The sequence below is a fragment of the Streptomyces sp. NPDC001787 genome (assembly GCF_040297465.1).
GTDB lineage: Bacteria > Actinomycetota > Actinomycetes > Streptomycetales > Streptomycetaceae > Streptomyces.
Genome location: NZ_JBEOZE010000010.1, coordinates 154219 through 170422 on the forward strand (window position 1 = coordinate 154219; position 16204 = coordinate 170422).

The 16204-nt window shown below is 72.6% G+C and carries 12 protein-coding genes and 2 pseudogenes; 10 read left to right on the forward strand and 4 right to left on the reverse strand.

Annotation, left to right across the window (positions count from 1 at the left end):
• Window positions 1-37 precede the first annotated feature (37 nt).
• Both ABT170_RS16780 and ABT170_RS16785 read left to right on the forward strand, forming a co-directional pair.
• Window positions 38-1297, forward strand: a complete 1260-nt coding sequence (locus ABT170_RS16780; protein WP_351868048.1) for an amidohydrolase — start codon at window positions 38-40, stop codon at window positions 1295-1297.
• Window positions 1294-1542 carry a hypothetical protein gene (locus ABT170_RS16785; protein ID WP_329943748.1) on the forward strand — a complete coding sequence of 83 codons (249 nt, stop codon included), beginning with the start codon at window positions 1294-1296 and terminating at the stop codon, window positions 1540-1542. The genes ABT170_RS16780 and ABT170_RS16785 overlap by 4 nt, the downstream gene beginning before the upstream one ends.
• A 95-nt stretch (window positions 1543-1637) precedes the next feature.
• Here ABT170_RS16785 and ABT170_RS16790 read toward each other — a convergent pair whose 3' ends face one another.
• On the reverse strand, window positions 1638-2636 hold the full coding sequence (locus tag ABT170_RS16790) for a helix-turn-helix transcriptional regulator (RefSeq protein WP_329943747.1): 999 nt from the start codon (window positions 2634-2636) through the stop codon (window positions 1638-1640).
• Between the two features lie 434 nt (window positions 2637-3070).
• Here ABT170_RS16790 and mfd point away from each other — a divergent pair, with 434 nt between their 5' ends.
• Entirely contained in the window at window positions 3071-6601 is a 3531-nt protein-coding gene (gene mfd, locus ABT170_RS16795) for a transcription-repair coupling factor (RefSeq protein WP_329943746.1), read from the forward strand.
• 81 nt (window positions 6602-6682) lie between these two features.
• Here mfd and ABT170_RS16800 read toward each other — a convergent pair.
• Window positions 6683-6980, reverse strand: a pseudogene (locus ABT170_RS16800) (ATP-binding protein).
• Window positions 6981-7115: 135 nt separating this feature from the next.
• Between ABT170_RS16800 and ABT170_RS16805 the strand changes: the two are divergent.
• From ABT170_RS16805 to ABT170_RS16820, 4 genes and pseudogenes are all read left to right on the forward strand, one after another.
• Complete coding sequence (locus tag ABT170_RS16805) at window positions 7116-7658, forward strand: GntR family transcriptional regulator (RefSeq protein WP_351868050.1); 543 nt, start codon at window positions 7116-7118, stop codon at window positions 7656-7658.
• A pseudogene (locus tag ABT170_RS16810) lies at window positions 7655-8023 on the forward strand (GntR family transcriptional regulator); the annotation flags it as partial. The gene ABT170_RS16805 and the pseudogene ABT170_RS16810, both read left to right, overlap by 4 nt.
• Before the next feature lie 248 nt (window positions 8024-8271).
• A complete protein-coding gene (locus ABT170_RS16815) occupies window positions 8272-9051 on the forward strand; it encodes an HNH endonuclease family protein (RefSeq protein WP_351868053.1) in 780 nt (259 codons plus the stop codon).
• 61 nt (window positions 9052-9112) lie between these two features.
• A complete protein-coding gene (locus tag ABT170_RS16820) occupies window positions 9113-9859 on the forward strand; it encodes an N-acetyltransferase (RefSeq protein ID WP_351868056.1) in 747 nt (248 codons plus the stop codon).
• Window positions 9860-9958: 99 nt separating this feature from the next.
• On the opposite strand, the gene ABT170_RS16825 is transcribed toward ABT170_RS16820, so the two are convergent.
• Window positions 9959-10702, reverse strand: coding sequence for a hypothetical protein (locus tag ABT170_RS16825; RefSeq protein ID WP_351868059.1), 744 nt, complete (start codon window positions 10700-10702; stop codon window positions 9959-9961).
• A 175-nt stretch (window positions 10703-10877) separates the two neighbouring features.
• Window positions 10878-11300 carry a hypothetical protein gene (locus tag ABT170_RS16830; protein ID WP_351868061.1) on the reverse strand — a complete coding sequence of 141 codons (423 nt, stop codon included), beginning with the start codon at window positions 11298-11300 and terminating at the stop codon, window positions 10878-10880.
• A gap of 254 nt (window positions 11301-11554) precedes the next feature.
• On the opposite strand from ABT170_RS16830, the gene ABT170_RS16835 reads away from it, so the two are divergent.
• The 3 genes from ABT170_RS16835 (at window position 11555) to ABT170_RS16845 (ending at window position 16162) form a co-directional block, all read left to right on the forward strand.
• On the forward strand, window positions 11555-13816 hold the full coding sequence (locus tag ABT170_RS16835; protein WP_351868064.1) for an N-6 DNA methylase: 2262 nt from the start codon (window positions 11555-11557) through the stop codon (window positions 13814-13816).
• 100 nt (window positions 13817-13916) lie between these two features.
• The gene (locus ABT170_RS16840; protein WP_351868066.1) at window positions 13917-14579 is read left to right on the forward strand and encodes a hypothetical protein; all 663 of its coding nucleotides are present in this window, start codon (window positions 13917-13919) and stop codon (window positions 14577-14579) included.
• Window positions 14576-16162, forward strand: coding sequence for a serine/threonine-protein kinase (locus ABT170_RS16845; RefSeq protein ID WP_351868069.1), 1587 nt, complete (start codon window positions 14576-14578; stop codon window positions 16160-16162). Before ABT170_RS16840 ends, ABT170_RS16845 begins: the two co-directional genes overlap by 4 nt.
• Window positions 16163-16204 lie beyond the last annotated feature (42 nt).

The following is a 16204-nucleotide window of genomic DNA, read 5'->3' on the forward strand; positions in this document are numbered from 1 at the left end:
GGTGCTTCCCGCATGTCCGAAGGAGAGGACCGACTCCATGTCCACACCCCTGCCGGTGCGGCGCCCGGTGCAGCACTCGGTGCTGCGTTCCGCGGTCGAGCTCTACCTCGACCTGCACGCCCACCCCGAACTCTCCGGGGCCGAGCACCGCACCGCCGACCGGTTCGCGGCCCGGCTGGCCGGCCACGGCTGCACGGTCACCCGTTCCGTGGGCGGCGGCCACGGGCTCGTCGGCGTCCTGCGCAACGGCCCGGGGCCCACCGTGATGCTGCGCACCGAACTCGACGCGCTGCCGGTGACCGAGCGCACCGGCCTGCCCTACACGAGCACCGTCCCCGGGGTCATGCACGCCTGCGGCCACGATCTGCACATGGCGGCGGTGGCCGGTGCCGTGGCCGAACTCGCCGCCGCCCGCACGGCCTGGCGCGGCACCGTCCTCGTCGTGGGCCAGCCCTCGGAGGAGACCCTGACCGGGGCGCGGGCCATGCTGGAGGACGGGCTGTACGAGCGCTTCGGCACCCCGGACGCGGTCCTCGCCCAGCACGCCGCGCCGCTCCCGGCGGGCATGCTCGCCCACCCGGCCCCCGGCCCCGCCCCCCTGATGGCGGGCAGCCTCTCCGCCGATGTCACCGTGCACGGCCGGGGCGGCCACGCGGCGACCCCGCACCTGGCGGTGGACCCGGTCGTGACGGCCGCCGCGATCGTGCTGCGGCTCCAGTCCGTCGTCTCCCGGGAGACCGCCCCGGCCGAACAGGCCGTGCTGACCGTCGGGTCGCTGCGGGCGGGGGAGCGGGGCAACATCATTCCGGAGACCGCCGAACTCTCCCTGTGCCTCCGGGCGTTCTCCGCCCCCGTGCTCGACCGGATGGCGGCTGCCGCCGAACGCGTCGTGCGGGCCGAGTGCGCGGCGTCGGGCACTCCCCGGGAACCGGACTTCACGGTGACCGCCCGCTCCCCCGTGCTCGTTCCCGACCCGGCCCTGACCGGCGCGGTGCGCGGGGCCCACGAGAGCCTGCTGGGGCCGGACCGGGTGCTGGACTTCGGGACCACCACCGCCACGGAGGACTTCCCGTGGTTCGCCGAAGCGGGCGTGCCGGTGGCGTACTGGATGCTCGGTACGACGGGGGCCCGGCAGTGGCGTGCCGCCCGCGCCGGGGGCGAGCCCGTACCGCCCAACCACGCACCCGGGTTCGCCCCCGACGTCAGAACGGCCCTGCCGGCCGGGATCGGGGCGATGGCGTCCGCGGCCCGGCAGGTGCTGGGAGCGGGGCCGGACGGCGGGAGGGCGGCGGCATGAACCCCCGGTGGACCGATGTGGTCATCGTGCGCCGCGACCGTACCGCCCCGACCGGGGAGACCACCGTCGTACGGATGCTGGGGATGCTGCCGGCGCACTGGCCCTGCACCCCGGGGGACGTCGGCCAGGACCGGGTCGTGCTGCGGATCCGGCTCAGCGGAGTGACGGACGCGTCCGCGGTGCGGCTGGCGGTGTCGCGGGTGCTGTCGGACGCGGCGCTGCACGGCTGGACGAGGGAGCCGTGACCGGGGCCGTGCCTCCGGCGCGCGGCCCCGCCGTCTCCCCGTCCCGCCGTCTCCCCGTCCCGCCGTCTCCCCGTCCCGCCGTCTCCCCGTACCCCTCAGATCCAGCCGCGTTCGCGGGCCCGCAGTGCCGCCTGCGCCCGGCTCGCGGCGCCCAGCGTCTGCATCAGGTCGGCGACGTGCCGCCGGTAGGTCCGGACGGACACCCCCAGCTCACGGGCGCCCGACTCGTCCTTGCCCGCCGTGCACATCGACATGAGGACCCGCAGCTCGATCCCGGAGAGCCCGGTGTCCGCGGCGGCGTCGTCCTGGCCGCCCGCACGGGCGAGATCCTCGGCCTGGTCCCAGATCTTCTCGAACAGGGCGATGATGTTGGAGACCAGCCCGCTGCGGTGGGCCAGGAGCGCGCCCCGGGCGGTGTTGCGCGGGTCCAGCGGGACGAGCGCGGCTCTGCGGTCGTAGACGAGCAGCCGTTCCGCCGTGTCCGACGTGACCCGGATCGAGGCCCCGTGCGCGGCCAGCTCCCGCAGATACGCGGCCGTGGGCGGATCCTGGAGCGCGGCGCGGGCGACCACGTTCCGGATGCGTACGCCCCGGCGCAGACAGCGCAGGTCCAGCGGCCGGGAACGGGCGATGTTCTCGGGCGACAGCTTGGTGTACGGCTCCACCGAGAGGATCTCGTCCCGGGCGAAGAACGCGAGATCGTCGATCCGGTTGCGTATCTGGGCGAGCCCCTCCAACTGCTCGATGCCCTGCGGCGGGGGCGTCCGGGCCCCCTGCTCCGCGCGTAGACCGTCGATGATGTGCCGGGAACGGGTGACGCGCTGAAGCTCCTGGTGCAGCGCGTGCAGCCGTAAATCGACCAGCCGGGCGAGCGAGACCTCGGGATCGGTCGGGAAGATCCGGAGATCGGCGCCCTCCGGGTGCAGCAGCCCCAGCTCCTGGAGCCGGGCGACGCAGGCGCGGGCCACCCGCGGCTCGGAGTGCAGGAGGAGATGGAGATCGTCGGCGGAGGTGCCGGGATTGCGCAGGAAGTGCCGGTAGATCTCTTCCTCGGCCTCGGAGACCCCGAATACGGACATCTCGTTCTCGCCCACGTACGCCCCCGCTGCCTGGTGCCCTGTGGCCGCACACCGTCGGGGGATCGCCCTGCGGTGCTGGTCGACGGCTGCTTCCCGGTTACCCGTCCTGCTGTTGTGCAATGGTCGGGCAAAGACTAGACGGTGGGATCACTTCTGTGAGGATCCCGGACGCAACTGTGTGCGCTATGGAGATGAACGGTGTGCGACCGGCGGTGAGCGGTGCCGCTGGAGCGACGGACGGCTTCCGGCCGGGGAACGTCCCCCCGCGTCTCGCCGGGCACGCGGTGCCCGGTCCCGGGTCGTAGTCTGGAACCCCCGGCCCGCTGGGGGCGCGTTCCGGATCGGCAGCGGTCCGGCGGGCGCCCCAGGACGCGTGTCGGGCCCTTCGCGTTGCCCCTGGCAGCAGCCGGCTGTCAGCGAAACCCTCTTTACCCGGACGGAAGCCCTTCATGAGTCTGCACGGTCTGCTGGATGTCGTCGTACGTGACCCGGCGCTCGCCGAAGCGGTGAAGGCCGCCGCAGACGGCCACCGGACGCACGTGGACCTGGTGGGCCCGCCCGCCGCCCGGCCCTTCGCCGTGGCGGCCCTGGCCCGGGAGACCGGCCGGACCGTGCTGGCCGTCACCGCGACCGGCCGGGAGGCCGAGGACCTGGCGGCCGCGCTGCGCACCCTGCTGCCCCCGGACACCGTCGCGGAGTTCCCCTCCTGGGAGACCCTGCCCCACGAGCGGCTCTCGCCGCGCTCGGACACCGTGGGCCGCCGCCTCGCCGTGCTGCGCCGCCTGGCGCACCCGCGGGCGGACGACCCGGAGACCGGGCCGGTCAGTGTGGTCGTCGCCCCGATCCGTTCCGTACTGCAACCGCAGGTCAAGGGGCTCGGCGACCTGGAGCCGGTGGCACTGACCGGCGGCCAGAGCGCCGATCTGGGCGAGATCGTCGAGGCGCTCTCGGCCGCCGCGTACTCCCGGGTCGAACTGGTCGAGAAGCGCGGGGAGTTCGCCGTACGTGGGGGAATTCTGGACGTTTTCCCGCCGACCGAGGAACACCCCCTCCGGGTGGAGTTCTGGGGCGACGACGTCGAGGAGATCCGCTACTTCAAGATCGCCGACCAGCGCTCGCTGGAGGTGGCCGCGCACGGCCTGTGGGCGCCGCCCTGCCGTGAGCTGCTGCTCACGGACCAGGTGCGGGAGCGGGCCGCCGTCCTCGCCGAGGCCCATCCCGAGCTGGGCGAGCTGCTCGGCAAGATCGCCGAGGGGATCGCGGTGGAGGGCATGGAGTCCCTCGCCCCGGTCCTGGTGGACGAGATGGAGCTGCTGATCGACGTCCTGCCGGAGGGCTCGATGGCCCTGGTCTGCGACCCGGAGCGGGTCCGCACCAGGGCCGCCGACCTGGTCGCCACCAGCCAGGAGTTCCTCCAGGCGTCCTGGGCGGCCTCCGCGGGCGGCGGCGAGGCGCCGATCGACGTGGGCGCGGCCTCGCTCCGGGGCGTCGCGGACGTCCGGGACCGGGCCCGCGAACTGTCGATGATGTGGTGGTCCGTCTCCCCGTTCGCCGCCGACGACGAACTGGACGAGGACACCCTCAAGCTCGGGATGCACGCCCCGGAGTCGTACCGGGGCGACACCGCGCGGGCGCTGGCCGACACCAAGGGCTGGCTGGCCGACGGCTGGCGCACGGTGTACGTCACCGAGGGCCAGGGCCTCGCCAGCCGTACCGTCGAAGTGCTCGGCGGCGAGGGCATCGCGGCCCGGCTGGACCCGGACCTGGCCGAGATCTCCCCCTCGGTCGTCCATGTCTCCTGCGGAGCCGTCGACCACGGCTTCGTGGACCCGGGGCTCAAGCTCGCCGTGCTGACCGAGACGGACCTCACCGGCCAGCGCACGGCCACCAAGGACCTGGGCCGGATGCCGGCCCGCCGCAGGAAGACCATCGACCCGCTGACGCTGGAGGCGGGTGACTACATCGTCCACGAGCAGCACGGTGTCGGCCGCTACGTCGAGATGGTGCAGCGCACGGTCCAGGGCGCCACCCGTGAATACCTCCTGGTCGAATACGCCCCCGCCAAGCGCGGCCAGCCGGGCGACCGCCTCTACATCCCGACCGACCAGCTGGAACAGGTCACCAAGTACGTCGGCGGCGAGGCGCCCACCCTGCACCGGCTCGGCGGCGCCGACTGGACCAAGACCAAGCAGCGCGCCAAGAAGGCGGTGAAGGAGATCGCCGCCGACCTGATCAAGCTGTACTCGGCCCGGATGGCGGCCCCCGGCCACGCCTTCGGCACGGACACCCCCTGGCAGCGCGAGCTGGAGGACGCCTTCCCGTACGCGGAGACGCCCGACCAGCTGTCCACGATCGCCGAGGTCAAGGAGGACATGGAGAAGACGGTCCCGATGGACCGGCTGATCTGCGGCGACGTCGGCTACGGCAAGACGGAGATCGCGGTCCGCGCGGCCTTCAAGGCGGTCCAGGACGGCAAGCAGGTGGCCGTACTCGTCCCCACCACGCTGCTCGTCCAGCAGCACTACGGCACCTTCACCGAGCGGTACTCCCAGTTCCCGGTCAGTGTGCGGGCGTTGAGCCGGTTCCAGTCGGAGGCGGAGTCCAAGGCGACCCTGGAGGGCCTGAAGGACGGGGCCGTCGACCTGGTCATCGGCACCCACCGGCTGTTCTCCGCCGACACGAAGTTCAAGGACCTCGGCCTGGTCATCGTGGACGAGGAGCAGCGCTTCGGCGTCGAGCACAAGGAGCAGCTGAAGAAGCTCCGCGCCAACGTCGACGTCCTGACGATGTCCGCGACCCCCATCCCCCGTACGCTCGAAATGGCCGTGACCGGCATCCGCGAGATGTCCACGATCACCACCCCGCCCGAGGAGCGCCACCCGGTCCTCACCTTCGTCGGCCCGTACGAGGAGAAGCAGATCGGCGCGGCCGTCCGGCGTGAACTCCTGCGCGAGGGCCAGGTCTTCTACATCCACAACCGGGTCGAGTCCATCGACCGGGCGGCTGCCCGGCTGCGCGAGATCGTCCCCGAAGCGCGGATCGCCACAGCGCACGGCCAGATGTCCGAACAGGCCCTGGAACAGGTGGTGGTGGACTTCTGGGAGAACAAGTTCGACGTCCTGGTCTCGACGACGATCGTCGAGTCCGGCATCGACATCTCCAACGCCAACACCCTGATCGTGGAGCGCGGAGACAACTTCGGCCTCTCCCAGCTCCACCAGCTGCGCGGCCGGGTGGGCCGGGGCCGCGACCGCGGGTACGCCTACTTCCTCTACCCCCCGGAGAAGCCCCTCACCGAAACGGCCCACGAGCGCCTCGCCACGATCGCCCAGCACACGGAGATGGGCGCGGGCATGTACGTGGCGATGAAGGACCTGGAGATCCGCGGCGCGGGCAATCTCCTCGGCGGCGAACAGTCCGGCCACATCGCGGGCGTCGGCTTCGACCTGTACGTCCGCATGGTCGGCGAGGCGGTCGCCGACTACCGGGCCCAGATGGAGGGCGGCGAGCAGGAGGAGCCGCCGCTGGAGGTCAAGATCGAGCTCCCCGTCGACGCCCATGTCCCGCACGACTACGCCCCCGGCGAGCGGCTGCGCCTCCAGGCCTACCGCGCCATCGCCTCCGCCAACACGGAGGACGACATCAGGGCGGTCCGCGAGGAACTCACCGACCGCTACGGCAAGCTCCCCGAACCGGTCGAGAACCTGCTCCTGGTGGCGGGCCTGCGCATGCTGGCCCGCGCCTGCGGCGTCGGCGAGATCGTCCTCCAGGGCTCGAACATCCGCTTCGCCCCGGTGGAACTGCGCGAGTCCCAGGAGCTGCGCCTGAAGCGGCTCCACCCGAAGACGGTCATCAAGCCGGCCGCCCACCAGATCCTGGTCCCGCGCCCCACGACGGGCAGGATCGGCGGCAAGCCGGTGGTGGGCCGCGAACTGCTGGCGTGGACGGGGGAGTTCCTGACGACGATCCTGGGGTCGTAGGTCGTCGGCGCTTCACGCGGTAGGCCCCGCCGGGCATTTGGCGGGGCCGTTTCCGTCAGAGGCGGTGGTGAGACCGATCTCCTACCGGCCGGAGGGGGTCTTGAAGGCGAGCCACACGGTCTTGCCGACGGCGTGGTCATCGACTCCGAAATCGGCGGCCAGTTCGTTGACCAGGTATAAGCCGCGCCCGGTACAGGCGTCTTCGTCGGCCTGCCGGATCGTGGGCCGGCCCGAACCGCTGTCCCGTACTTCGAGTCGTACGAGCCCTTCTGCGGCGTGGAGGCGCACGGAGAACTCCCTGCCCGGCGGCACGCCGTGGAGCAAGGCGGTTCGTGGCGAGTTCCGAGACGCAGAGCGCTATGTCCTCGACCAGGGGCAGGAGCCCCCACTCCGTGAGGACGCTGACGACGAAGTCGCGTGAGGCACCGACAGACGTGCGTTGTCGGGGAGTTCGAACGCTTCACCTACCGTGGGCATCGACGGGGTCCTGCGGGCAGGCTGCGAAGGGAAAGTCATGGGTGACGGTGAGGGGATCAGCACCTCCGCGCGGTATCTGTCTCCATCGGCCCCGGGGCAAGGTGACGCCTGGGGCAGGGAAGCGGCGGCCGAAGGGCGTCGAGGCAGTCAGCGGATCGTGCAGGCGGGGGAGGTGGTCGCACCGGAGCAGGTGGCGGATCTCCTCGGGCTGGCGCACGGCGAGTACGTCGTGGCGCGCCGGCGGATCATGTATCTCGACAGCGAGCCGTGCGAGTTGACCGATACGTACTACCCCGTGGAGATCGGACGTGGCACGGGACTGGCCGGAAAGGGCAAGATCCCGGGCGGCGCCATCCGCCTGCTTGCCGATCTCGGGCATGTCGGTGTCCGCGCCCAGGAGGACGTGGCCGCCCGGATGCCGACGGAGGGCGAGCGCGAAGCCCTGGCGCTGGCGGCGGGTGAACCCGTACTTCAACTGACGCGGCTCACCCTGAACAGTGACAACAGGCCGATTCAGGCCGACGTGATGGTCATGCCGCCGCGAGGCCAGCGGCTGCGGTACGAGATCAGGATCGGATGACTGTGCCACGAGCGGAGAACGAAGCCGAGGATCGCCGGTCGCTCCACGAGCGGATCGCGGCCGATCTGCGGGACGAGATCATGTCGGGCGATCTCGCTCCGGGTGCCAGTCTGCCTTCCACCGTGCAGCTGAAGGCCCGGTTCTCCGCCTCCAACGCCACGGTGCAAAAGGCGCTGCAGCTCCTCAAGGATGAAGGGCTGGTGGTCGGCAGAGCGGGAGCGGCGGTCACCGTTCGCGAGCACCGGCAACAGACGATGCGTCCCGCCTCCTACATGGCTCCGGCGGGCCCCGGAGAGCCGTATCGCTGGCTCGCCGAAGCCGCGAAGACCGGGGCCAGGCCCCACAGCGCGCTTCTGGACAGCAGCTCCGTGAGGGTGCGGAAGACCTTCTCCGGGTGACGCCTTCGCTCAGGGCCTCGTCCGCGCGGGCCTTCGCGGCGAGCGGGTCAGCGGGATGCTCCCGGGCGAGAACACGCTGGGCATCGGCACGGTGTGAGCGGGGAGATGTGATTCGGGACGCATCCTGACCGAACCGTCGTCATGAGTGCGCGTCGGTGGGGAAGAGGTCCATAGGATTCCCGGGTTCGGCTTTCTCCCCGTCAGGATGGCTACGCGTGATATCTCCCCGTACGTACCGAGTGGTGTTGCCCGTACTGAGCGCGGTGGCCGTGCTGTCCCTGGCGGGGTGCGACCCCGACGGCCTCGCGGCCGAGGGCGGTTCGGGCGGCGGCTCGGGAGGGGGCGGGCAGTCGGCCGGGGGCTTCGGGGTCAGCCCCCTGGACAACCCCGACGGTACGAAACCGGGTCTGGCGCCCCTCACCTCCGAAGCGGACCGGGCGGCCGGGCGGAAGATCATCGAGCAGGTGGCCACCAAGGGGCGCGGTCCGAAGACCGGTTACGAGCGCGACAGGTTCGGCTACGCGTGGAAGGACTCCGTCGACGGCATACCGCTCTCCCGCAACGGCTGCGACACCCGCAACGACCTCCTCGCCCGCGACGGCAAGGACGTGGAGCACCGCTCCGGCTCCGACTGTGTGGTCATCTCCATGACGCTGAAGGACCCGTACACCGGGGAGACCATCGCCTGGCGCAAGCAGCAGGCCACCAAGGTGCAGATCGACCATGTGATGCCGCTGTCCTACGACTGGCAGATGGGCGCCGCCCGCTGGAACGACGCCAAGCGGCAGCGGATCGCCAACGATCCGCTCAACCTCATCCCGGTGGACGGCCCCGCCAACAACGCCAAGCGCGACTCCGGCCCCGCGTCGTGGCTGCCGCCGTACAAGCCGGTCCGCTGCTCGTACGCGGTGCGGTTCGCGCAGGTCTCGCTGAAGTACGAACTGCCGGTCACCACCGCCGACAAGCGGGCCATGCTCGCGCAGTGCGGCGGCTGAATCCGGGCTCGGGCCGAAAATAGCTGGTCATGGCCGAGGTGTGCCGGTTAGCTTCGGCCATATGGAGCTGATCATCACCACCCTCGCCGCGCGCCCCGAGCTCGCCGGTCCCATGAACGCGATGCCGGACACCTGGCCCGAGTTCGTCCTGGAGGACCTGGTCGGCTGGGCGAACTTCCCGCGCATCGCGGTCGAGTTCCCGGAGTACGTGCTCGTGGCCACCGACCCCGACGGTGCCGTGGTCGCCCGTGCGTACAGCGTTCCCTTCGAACTGGGCGGCCCCGGGCGCGGTGAGCTGCCCACCGGCGGCTGGGACCAGGTGCTGCTGTGGGCGTTCTCCGATCTGCGGCGCGGGCGCGTGCCCGACACGGTGAGCGCCATCGAGATCACCGTGGCCACGGGGCACCAGGGGCGGGGGATCTCGGGCCGGATGGTGGCGGCCCTGCGGGACAACGCCCGGCGGCTCGGCTTCGGGGAGGTCGTCGCCCCGGTCCGGCCGAGCGCCAAGCACCTGTCCGCCTCGGTCCCGATGGAGGACTACGCGCACCGGACCCGGGAGGAGGACGGGCTGCCGTACGACCCCTGGCTGCGGGTCCACGTGCGGGCGGGCGGCGTCATCGAGGCGGTGGCGCCGGTGTCGATGACGGTGAGCGGTTCGCTCGCGCAGTGGCGGGAGTGGACCGGGCTGCCGTTCGACACGGACGGTCCGGTGGAGGTGCCGGGGGCTCTCCTGCCGGTGCACTGTGCGGTCGCGCACGGGTACGCGGTCTATGTCGAGCCCAATGTCTGGGTGCGGCACAAGGTGTGAGGAAGCGGCACGGGACATGAGGAAAGGGCTTCGGCAGCGGTGAGTTCCCCGCCGCCGAAGCCCTCCGCGTGCGGGCGCTTCCCGGGCGCGAGCGGCGGGTCAGCCCGCCGGCTGCTCCAGGTCGACGATGTCCTTGGCGGCCGGCTTCTTCGCCACCACCGGCTCGTCGAACTCGGAGAGGTCCATGGTCGTCGGCTCCTCGCCGCCCTCGGACGTGACGCGAAGCAGATACGGTGCGCCCTCGGCGGCCACCAGGACCGTGTAGGTCTCCTTGCCGTCCTTCTCGGTGAGCCGCAGGGCGGGCTTGCCCTTGACCTCGGTCTCCCCGGCCTTGCGGGCGGCGGTGTCGTTCGCCTCGAATTCCTTCAGGAGCCCGTCGAGGTCGCAGAACTCGATGCTGTCCTCGGTGTCCGGGTCGCTCGCCTTCGACTCCGTCCAGCGGCCCGCGAGCAGCTTCACCGCGGCATCGACATCGGCCTTCGGCTCGCCCTTCGACTGTTCACGCAGCATCGCCTCGTCGAACTTCGTGTACACGGTGTCACCGGTCTTGATGATCTCCATCGTGCCCGCCGCGCCGATGGACATGGTCCCCGTGCAGTCGCCCGTGCTGCTCGCGGAGAAGTCGGCCTTGACGGGGCTGTCGGCCGACCGGACGTCGATGGCGACCCGCAGGGACTTCGCCTTCTTCGTGGTCGACAGCGCCTTGTTGGCGACCTCCGGGCCCGACATGTCCGCGAACGGACCCGTGTCCTTCGGATCGGCCGAGCCGGTGCCGCACGCGGCGAGGCCGAGTACGGACAGGGCGCAGAGCGTGTTGACGGCAGTGCGGGCGAGCAGACGCATGGGTGATGACTCCGGGAGTGAAGTGAGTGGGTGAGCGGGCGCCGGAACGGGCGCCGGAACGGGCGCTGTTCAGGAGCCGGCGGGGAGCTGGGCCGAGCGGGGCATGGCCGTTCGGAGTGGGTCGGAGGTCGTGAGGAGAGGGCCGGCGGTCGTCAGGGGCGGGCCGGCGCCGGATTCAGGTTGTGCGGGCCAACCGCTGTACGCGGTGGGGCGCGTCGTGCGGGCTTCCGGTGGAGGCGACCGTCGACGGCCAGTCGGTCGGGCCGGGGACGGTGGTGCCGCCCACGGCCTTGAGCGCGAGCACCGCACCGACGAGGGCCAGGGTCAGCGCGACCACGCCCAGCAGGGCACCGAAGCTGGTCATGCCGTCGTCGGCACCCGTACCCCGTCCGATGCGGCGCCGGCCCGCCAGGCCGAGGAGGAGGGCCAGCAGGCCCAGGCCCCCCGCGAGCCAGAACAGCGGCCGGATCAGCCCCAGGACGCTGCCGGTGAGACCGAGGGCGAAGGCCGTCGTACCGAGTCCGCGGTGCGCCGGACGCTCGCCCGGCGCATGAGCGGGGGCGTACACCTGCTGCGGCGAGCGGCGGTACTCGGACATGGCTGTGCCCTTCGGTGAACACGGGAACGGCGTACGGAACGAATCTGGCGATGACGACGGGCGGAACGCGCAACGGATGACGTGGATGCCGTCCCGGCCCGGAAGGGGCAGGGACAGGTCAATAACAGCAGAGCTTGTGAACCGAGTCAACACGGTTCACGGTGGAGGAGTTGGATCACACTGTGAATCGGTGTCGGTCCATCAAGTCGGTATGCTCGCCGACACAGCGCGGACGGATCAGGGGAGACAGGTCAGTGCCGGAGAACGCGACAGAGGTGACCGCGGCGGGGATCGCGCGGCTCGCCGGTGTGGGGCGGGCCGCCGTCAGTAACTGGCGCCGTCGTCACGCCGACTTCCCCAAGCCCGTCGGCGGCACCGAGACCAGTCCGTCCTTCGCGCTGCCCCAGGTGGAGCAATGGCTGCGCGACCAGGGGAAACTCGCCGAGGTCCCCCTCCGGGAACGGGTCTGGCAGCAGGTGTCCGGGCACCCCGAGGGAGCCGTCACCGCCCTGATCCACACCGGCTGCGCCCTCCTGGTCGTCAGGGACCGGCCGACCGCCTGGCTGGAGCTCGCCGCCGTCCCGGACGAGCGCATGGCCGGTGCGCTGCCGCAGGCGATCGAGAACGTCCTCACCGCGCGCTTCGGCCCGGACTCCGGATCGCCGCACCACTCCGGTGAACTCCCGGACCCGGCGGCCCGGGTGGTTCACACCCCGGACGCGGCCTGTCTGCTGCCGTCCGTCCCGCTGCTGCGCGCCGCCGCCGAACTCGCCGCCGGATCCGGTGCCCGGCAGACCTTCGAATTCCTCTTCGGCCGTCAGCTCGACGCCAACCCACGCCAGTACACCCTCACCCCGCCCGGTCTCGCGGAGCTGATGGCCGCCCTGGCCGAACCGGGGAAGGGCACGGACAGGGGCACCGGCAGGCAGCTCGCCCGCACGGTGCTCGACCCCGCCGCCGGTACCGGCTCCCTGCTGCGCGCGGTCAGCAGGCCCACCGCCCTGTACGCGCAGGAGGCAGACCCGGACCTCGCCGCGCTCACGGCGCTCCGCCTCGCCCTCCACCGCGACGGACCCGGGGCCGACGACACCGCCCTGGCCGTGCGCACCGGTGACACGCTGCGCGCCGACGCCTTCCCGCAGCTCGCCGCCGACGCCGTGCTCTGCCACCCGCCGTTCAACGAACGCAACTGGGGCCACGACGAACTGGCCTACGACCCGCGCTGGGAGTACGGCTTCCCCGCCCGGACCGAGTCCGAACTCGCCTGGGTCCAGCACGCGCTGGCCCGCCTCAAGGACGGCGGCACCGCCGTGCTGCTGATGCCGCCGGCCGCCGCGTCCCGCCGCTCCGGCCGCCGGATCCGTGCCGACCTCCTGCGCCGGGGAGCGCTCCGCGCGGTCATCGCCCTTCCGGCCGGTGCCGCGCCCCCGTACGGCATCCCGCTCCACCTCTGGATCCTGCGCAGGCCGGGCGGCGACGTCCGTCCCGCGCCCGAACTGCTGCTCGTCGACATGGCCGAGCCCGCCGAACCGGCCTCCGGGGCCGGTGCCGGGCCCGGGAGCCCGGCGGGCGGGGGCCGTGACCGGATCGACTGGCCCGCCGTGCACAGGGCCGTGCTCGACGCCTGGCAGCACCACACGGGAAACTCCGCCGCGACCGCACCCCCCGCACCCTCCACCGGCTCCGCACCTTCCGCCGGCTCCGCACCCTCCACCGGCTCCGCACCCTCCGCCGACTCCGCGGGCTCCACCGGCGTCAGCCGTGCCGTCCCCGTCATCGAACTCCTCGACGACGACGTGGACCTCGCCCCGGCCCGGCATCTGCCCCGCCCCGCCGCCGGTGGCGGAGCGGCCGGACTGATCGGCGTACGGGAGCGGCTGGCCGAGACCCTGCGGCTGACCGCACGGCTCACCCCACCGCCCGCCGACCTCTCCGACCCGGCCCACTGGCCCCTCACCACCGTCGGTGAACTCGCCCGCGCGGGGGCCCTGCACCTGCGTGCCGGAGGATCCGGCGGCGGTGGCGGCACCGTCCTCACGGAACACGACGTGCTGGCCGGTACGGCGCCGAGCGGCACCCCCGCGCAGGCCGCCGCGCCCGCTGAGGGCGCCGATGACGCCGTACTCCTGGAACCCGGCGATGTCGTCGTCCCCGTACTCGGCGGCGGCTCCGTCACCCGGGTCGTCGACGAGGCCACCGCGGGCGCCGTGCTCGGCCGCAACCTCCAGGTGCTGCGCCCCGATCCGGCCGCGATCGACCCGTGGTTCCTCGCCGGATTCCTGCGCGGCACCGCCAACAACCGGCAGGCCAGCAGCTATGCCTCCACCGCGACCCGGCTCGACGCCCGGCGCCTCCAGCTGCCCCGGCTGCCGCTCGCCGAACAGCGGCGGTACGGGGAACAGTTCCGCACGCTCGCCGAGTTCGAGGACGCGCTGCGGGCGGCCGGGCGGCTCGGCGGACTGCTCGTCCAGGGCATGTACGACGGGCTGACGGACGGCACGGTCGCCCCGAAGTGAGGTGAACCACAGTGCTCGCGCGCAACCCGGGGCCGGGCGTCCGTGTCGGTGTATACGCTCACAGCACACGTCCGACACACACGCCTCCCGGGAGCGGCACATGCACGGCTACGGCTATCCGCCGCAGCAGCCACCGAAGCGTCGTCCGTCGTCGGCGACGCTGACCGCGGTGCGCGTGGTTCTTGTGGCGCTGACCGTACTGAGCCTCGGGTTCCTGGCCTGGGGGGCGATGCTGAGGCTCGCGATCGTCACCCGCAAGGGCCGTGACTGGGCCCTGCTGGCGCTCGTGTTCGCGCTCAACACCGGGCTCTTCGCGTTCATGCTGGCCATGCCCGAGGACCCCGACAAGACGACGGACGCGGAGGCGTTCATCGGCGTCACCTGGCTCTTCGGCGTCATGGTCGGCGTGGTGGCGTACTACCTGTACGCGGAGATACGTCACTACGGCCCGGAAGGCCCGTACGGCGACCGGCACAACCAGCAGGTGTTCCCGCCGCAGCCTCCGCTCCCGTACCAGCCGCACGTCCGGCCCCCGCAGCCCCAGCTCCACCCGCAGTCCCAGTCCCACGCGCAGCCCCAGTCCCACGCGCAGCCGCCGTACGGCCGGTACGCCGCGACGGCCGTCCCGACACCCCCGCCCGCCCCCGGTCACGGCTACCCGCCCGCCGTCCCCGGGCCGGCCACGCCCCAGCGCCTCGACCAGGTCCGCGCCGAGCTGGACGAGCTGAGCGACTACCTCCGCAAGGAGGGGGAGGGGCGGTGAGCGGACGTGTCATCGCCGGGCGGTACGAGCTGGCCACCGTCCTCGGCCAGGGCGGCATGGGCCAGGTGTGGACGGCGTACGACCAACGCCTGGACCGCCGGGTCGCCGTGAAGCTGCTGCGCCCCGACCGGGTCGCCGGACCCACCGGCAGCGAGGCGGCCGACGAGCTGCGCCGCCGGTTCGTCCGCGAGTGCCGGGTCACCGCCCAGGTCGACCACCCCGGTCTGGTCACCGTCCACGACGCGGGCAGCGACGACGACGACCTCTACCTCGTCATGCAGTACGTCGAGGGGGCCGACCTCGCCGACCATCTCGCCGAGCACGTCCCCTACCCCTGGCCCTGGGCCGTCTCGGTCGCCGCCCAGCTCTGCGCCGTACTCTCCGCGGTGCACGCCGTGCCGATCGTCCACCGCGACCTCAAGCCCCGCAATGTGATGGTCCGGCCCGACGGCACCGTCACCGTGCTCGACCTGGGCGTCGCCTCCGTCCTGGACACGGACACGACCCGCCTCACCCACACCGGTTCACCGATCGGCTCCCCGGCCTACATGGCCCCGGAGCAGGCGATGGGCGGCGCTGTCGGCCCGTACACCGACCTGTACGCGCTCGGCGTCCTCCTGCACGAACTCCTCAGCGGCGATGTGCCGTTCGCGGGATCCACCGCCCTCGGTGTCCTGCACCGCCACCTCTACGAGCCGCCGCTCCCGGTACGCCGGTTCAGGTCCGAGATCCCCGCGCAGCTCGAAGCGCTCGTGCTGCGGCTGCTCGCCAAGGACCCGCAGGACCGGCCCGCCTCCGCCCAGGAGGTCTACGAGACGCTCCGCCCGCTGCTGCCCACCCACGGCGACCCGGCCGGACCGCTCGACCCGACCCGCCCCTTCCTCCGGCCGCACGCCCCGTGGCCGGACCGGGCCGCCACTCCGGCCGCCGCGGCTCCGGCATCCACCGCGGCTCCGGCACCCGCCCCGCTTCGGCCCGGCCCCGCCGCGCCCGTGCCCGCACCGGCCGCCCGGACCGATGTGGCGCAGGCCGTCGACGAGGTGAAGCGGCTGCTCGGCGAGGGCCGGATCACCCAGGCCGTGGACATCCTCGGGGACATCCTCCCGGCGGCTGCCGCCGAACACGGCGAGCACTCACCCGTCGTCCGGATCCTGCGCAAGCAGTACGCGGCGACGCTGATGGACGACGGCCAGTACCGCCGTGCCCTGCCGGAGCTGAGCCGCCTCGCCGAGGACCGCCTGGCGGAGGCCGGCCCGGCCGACGCGCAGACGCTCCAGTACCGCTACGACGCGGCGCTGTGCCTGGAGCAGCTGGGCGAGGCGGCGGCAGCGCTCAACGAGTACCGTGCCGTCCTCCCGTACTACGAGAACGTGTACGGCGCGGTCACCACCGGCCCCGGCCGCGCCTTCGACATCCGGCACCGCATCGGGCACCTGCTCCTCGCGGTGGGCGACCACGCGGCGGGGCGGGCCCAGATCCAGGCCCTGCTGTACGACGCCGAGCGCGTGTACGGGCCGCACCACCCGCTGCCCGTGGAGCTGCGCCGCCGGCTGGCCCACCAGCAGGACGTACGCGGCGGCTGATCCCGGGCCCCGTCCCCGGCTCCCGGGGCCCCGGCTCCGGAC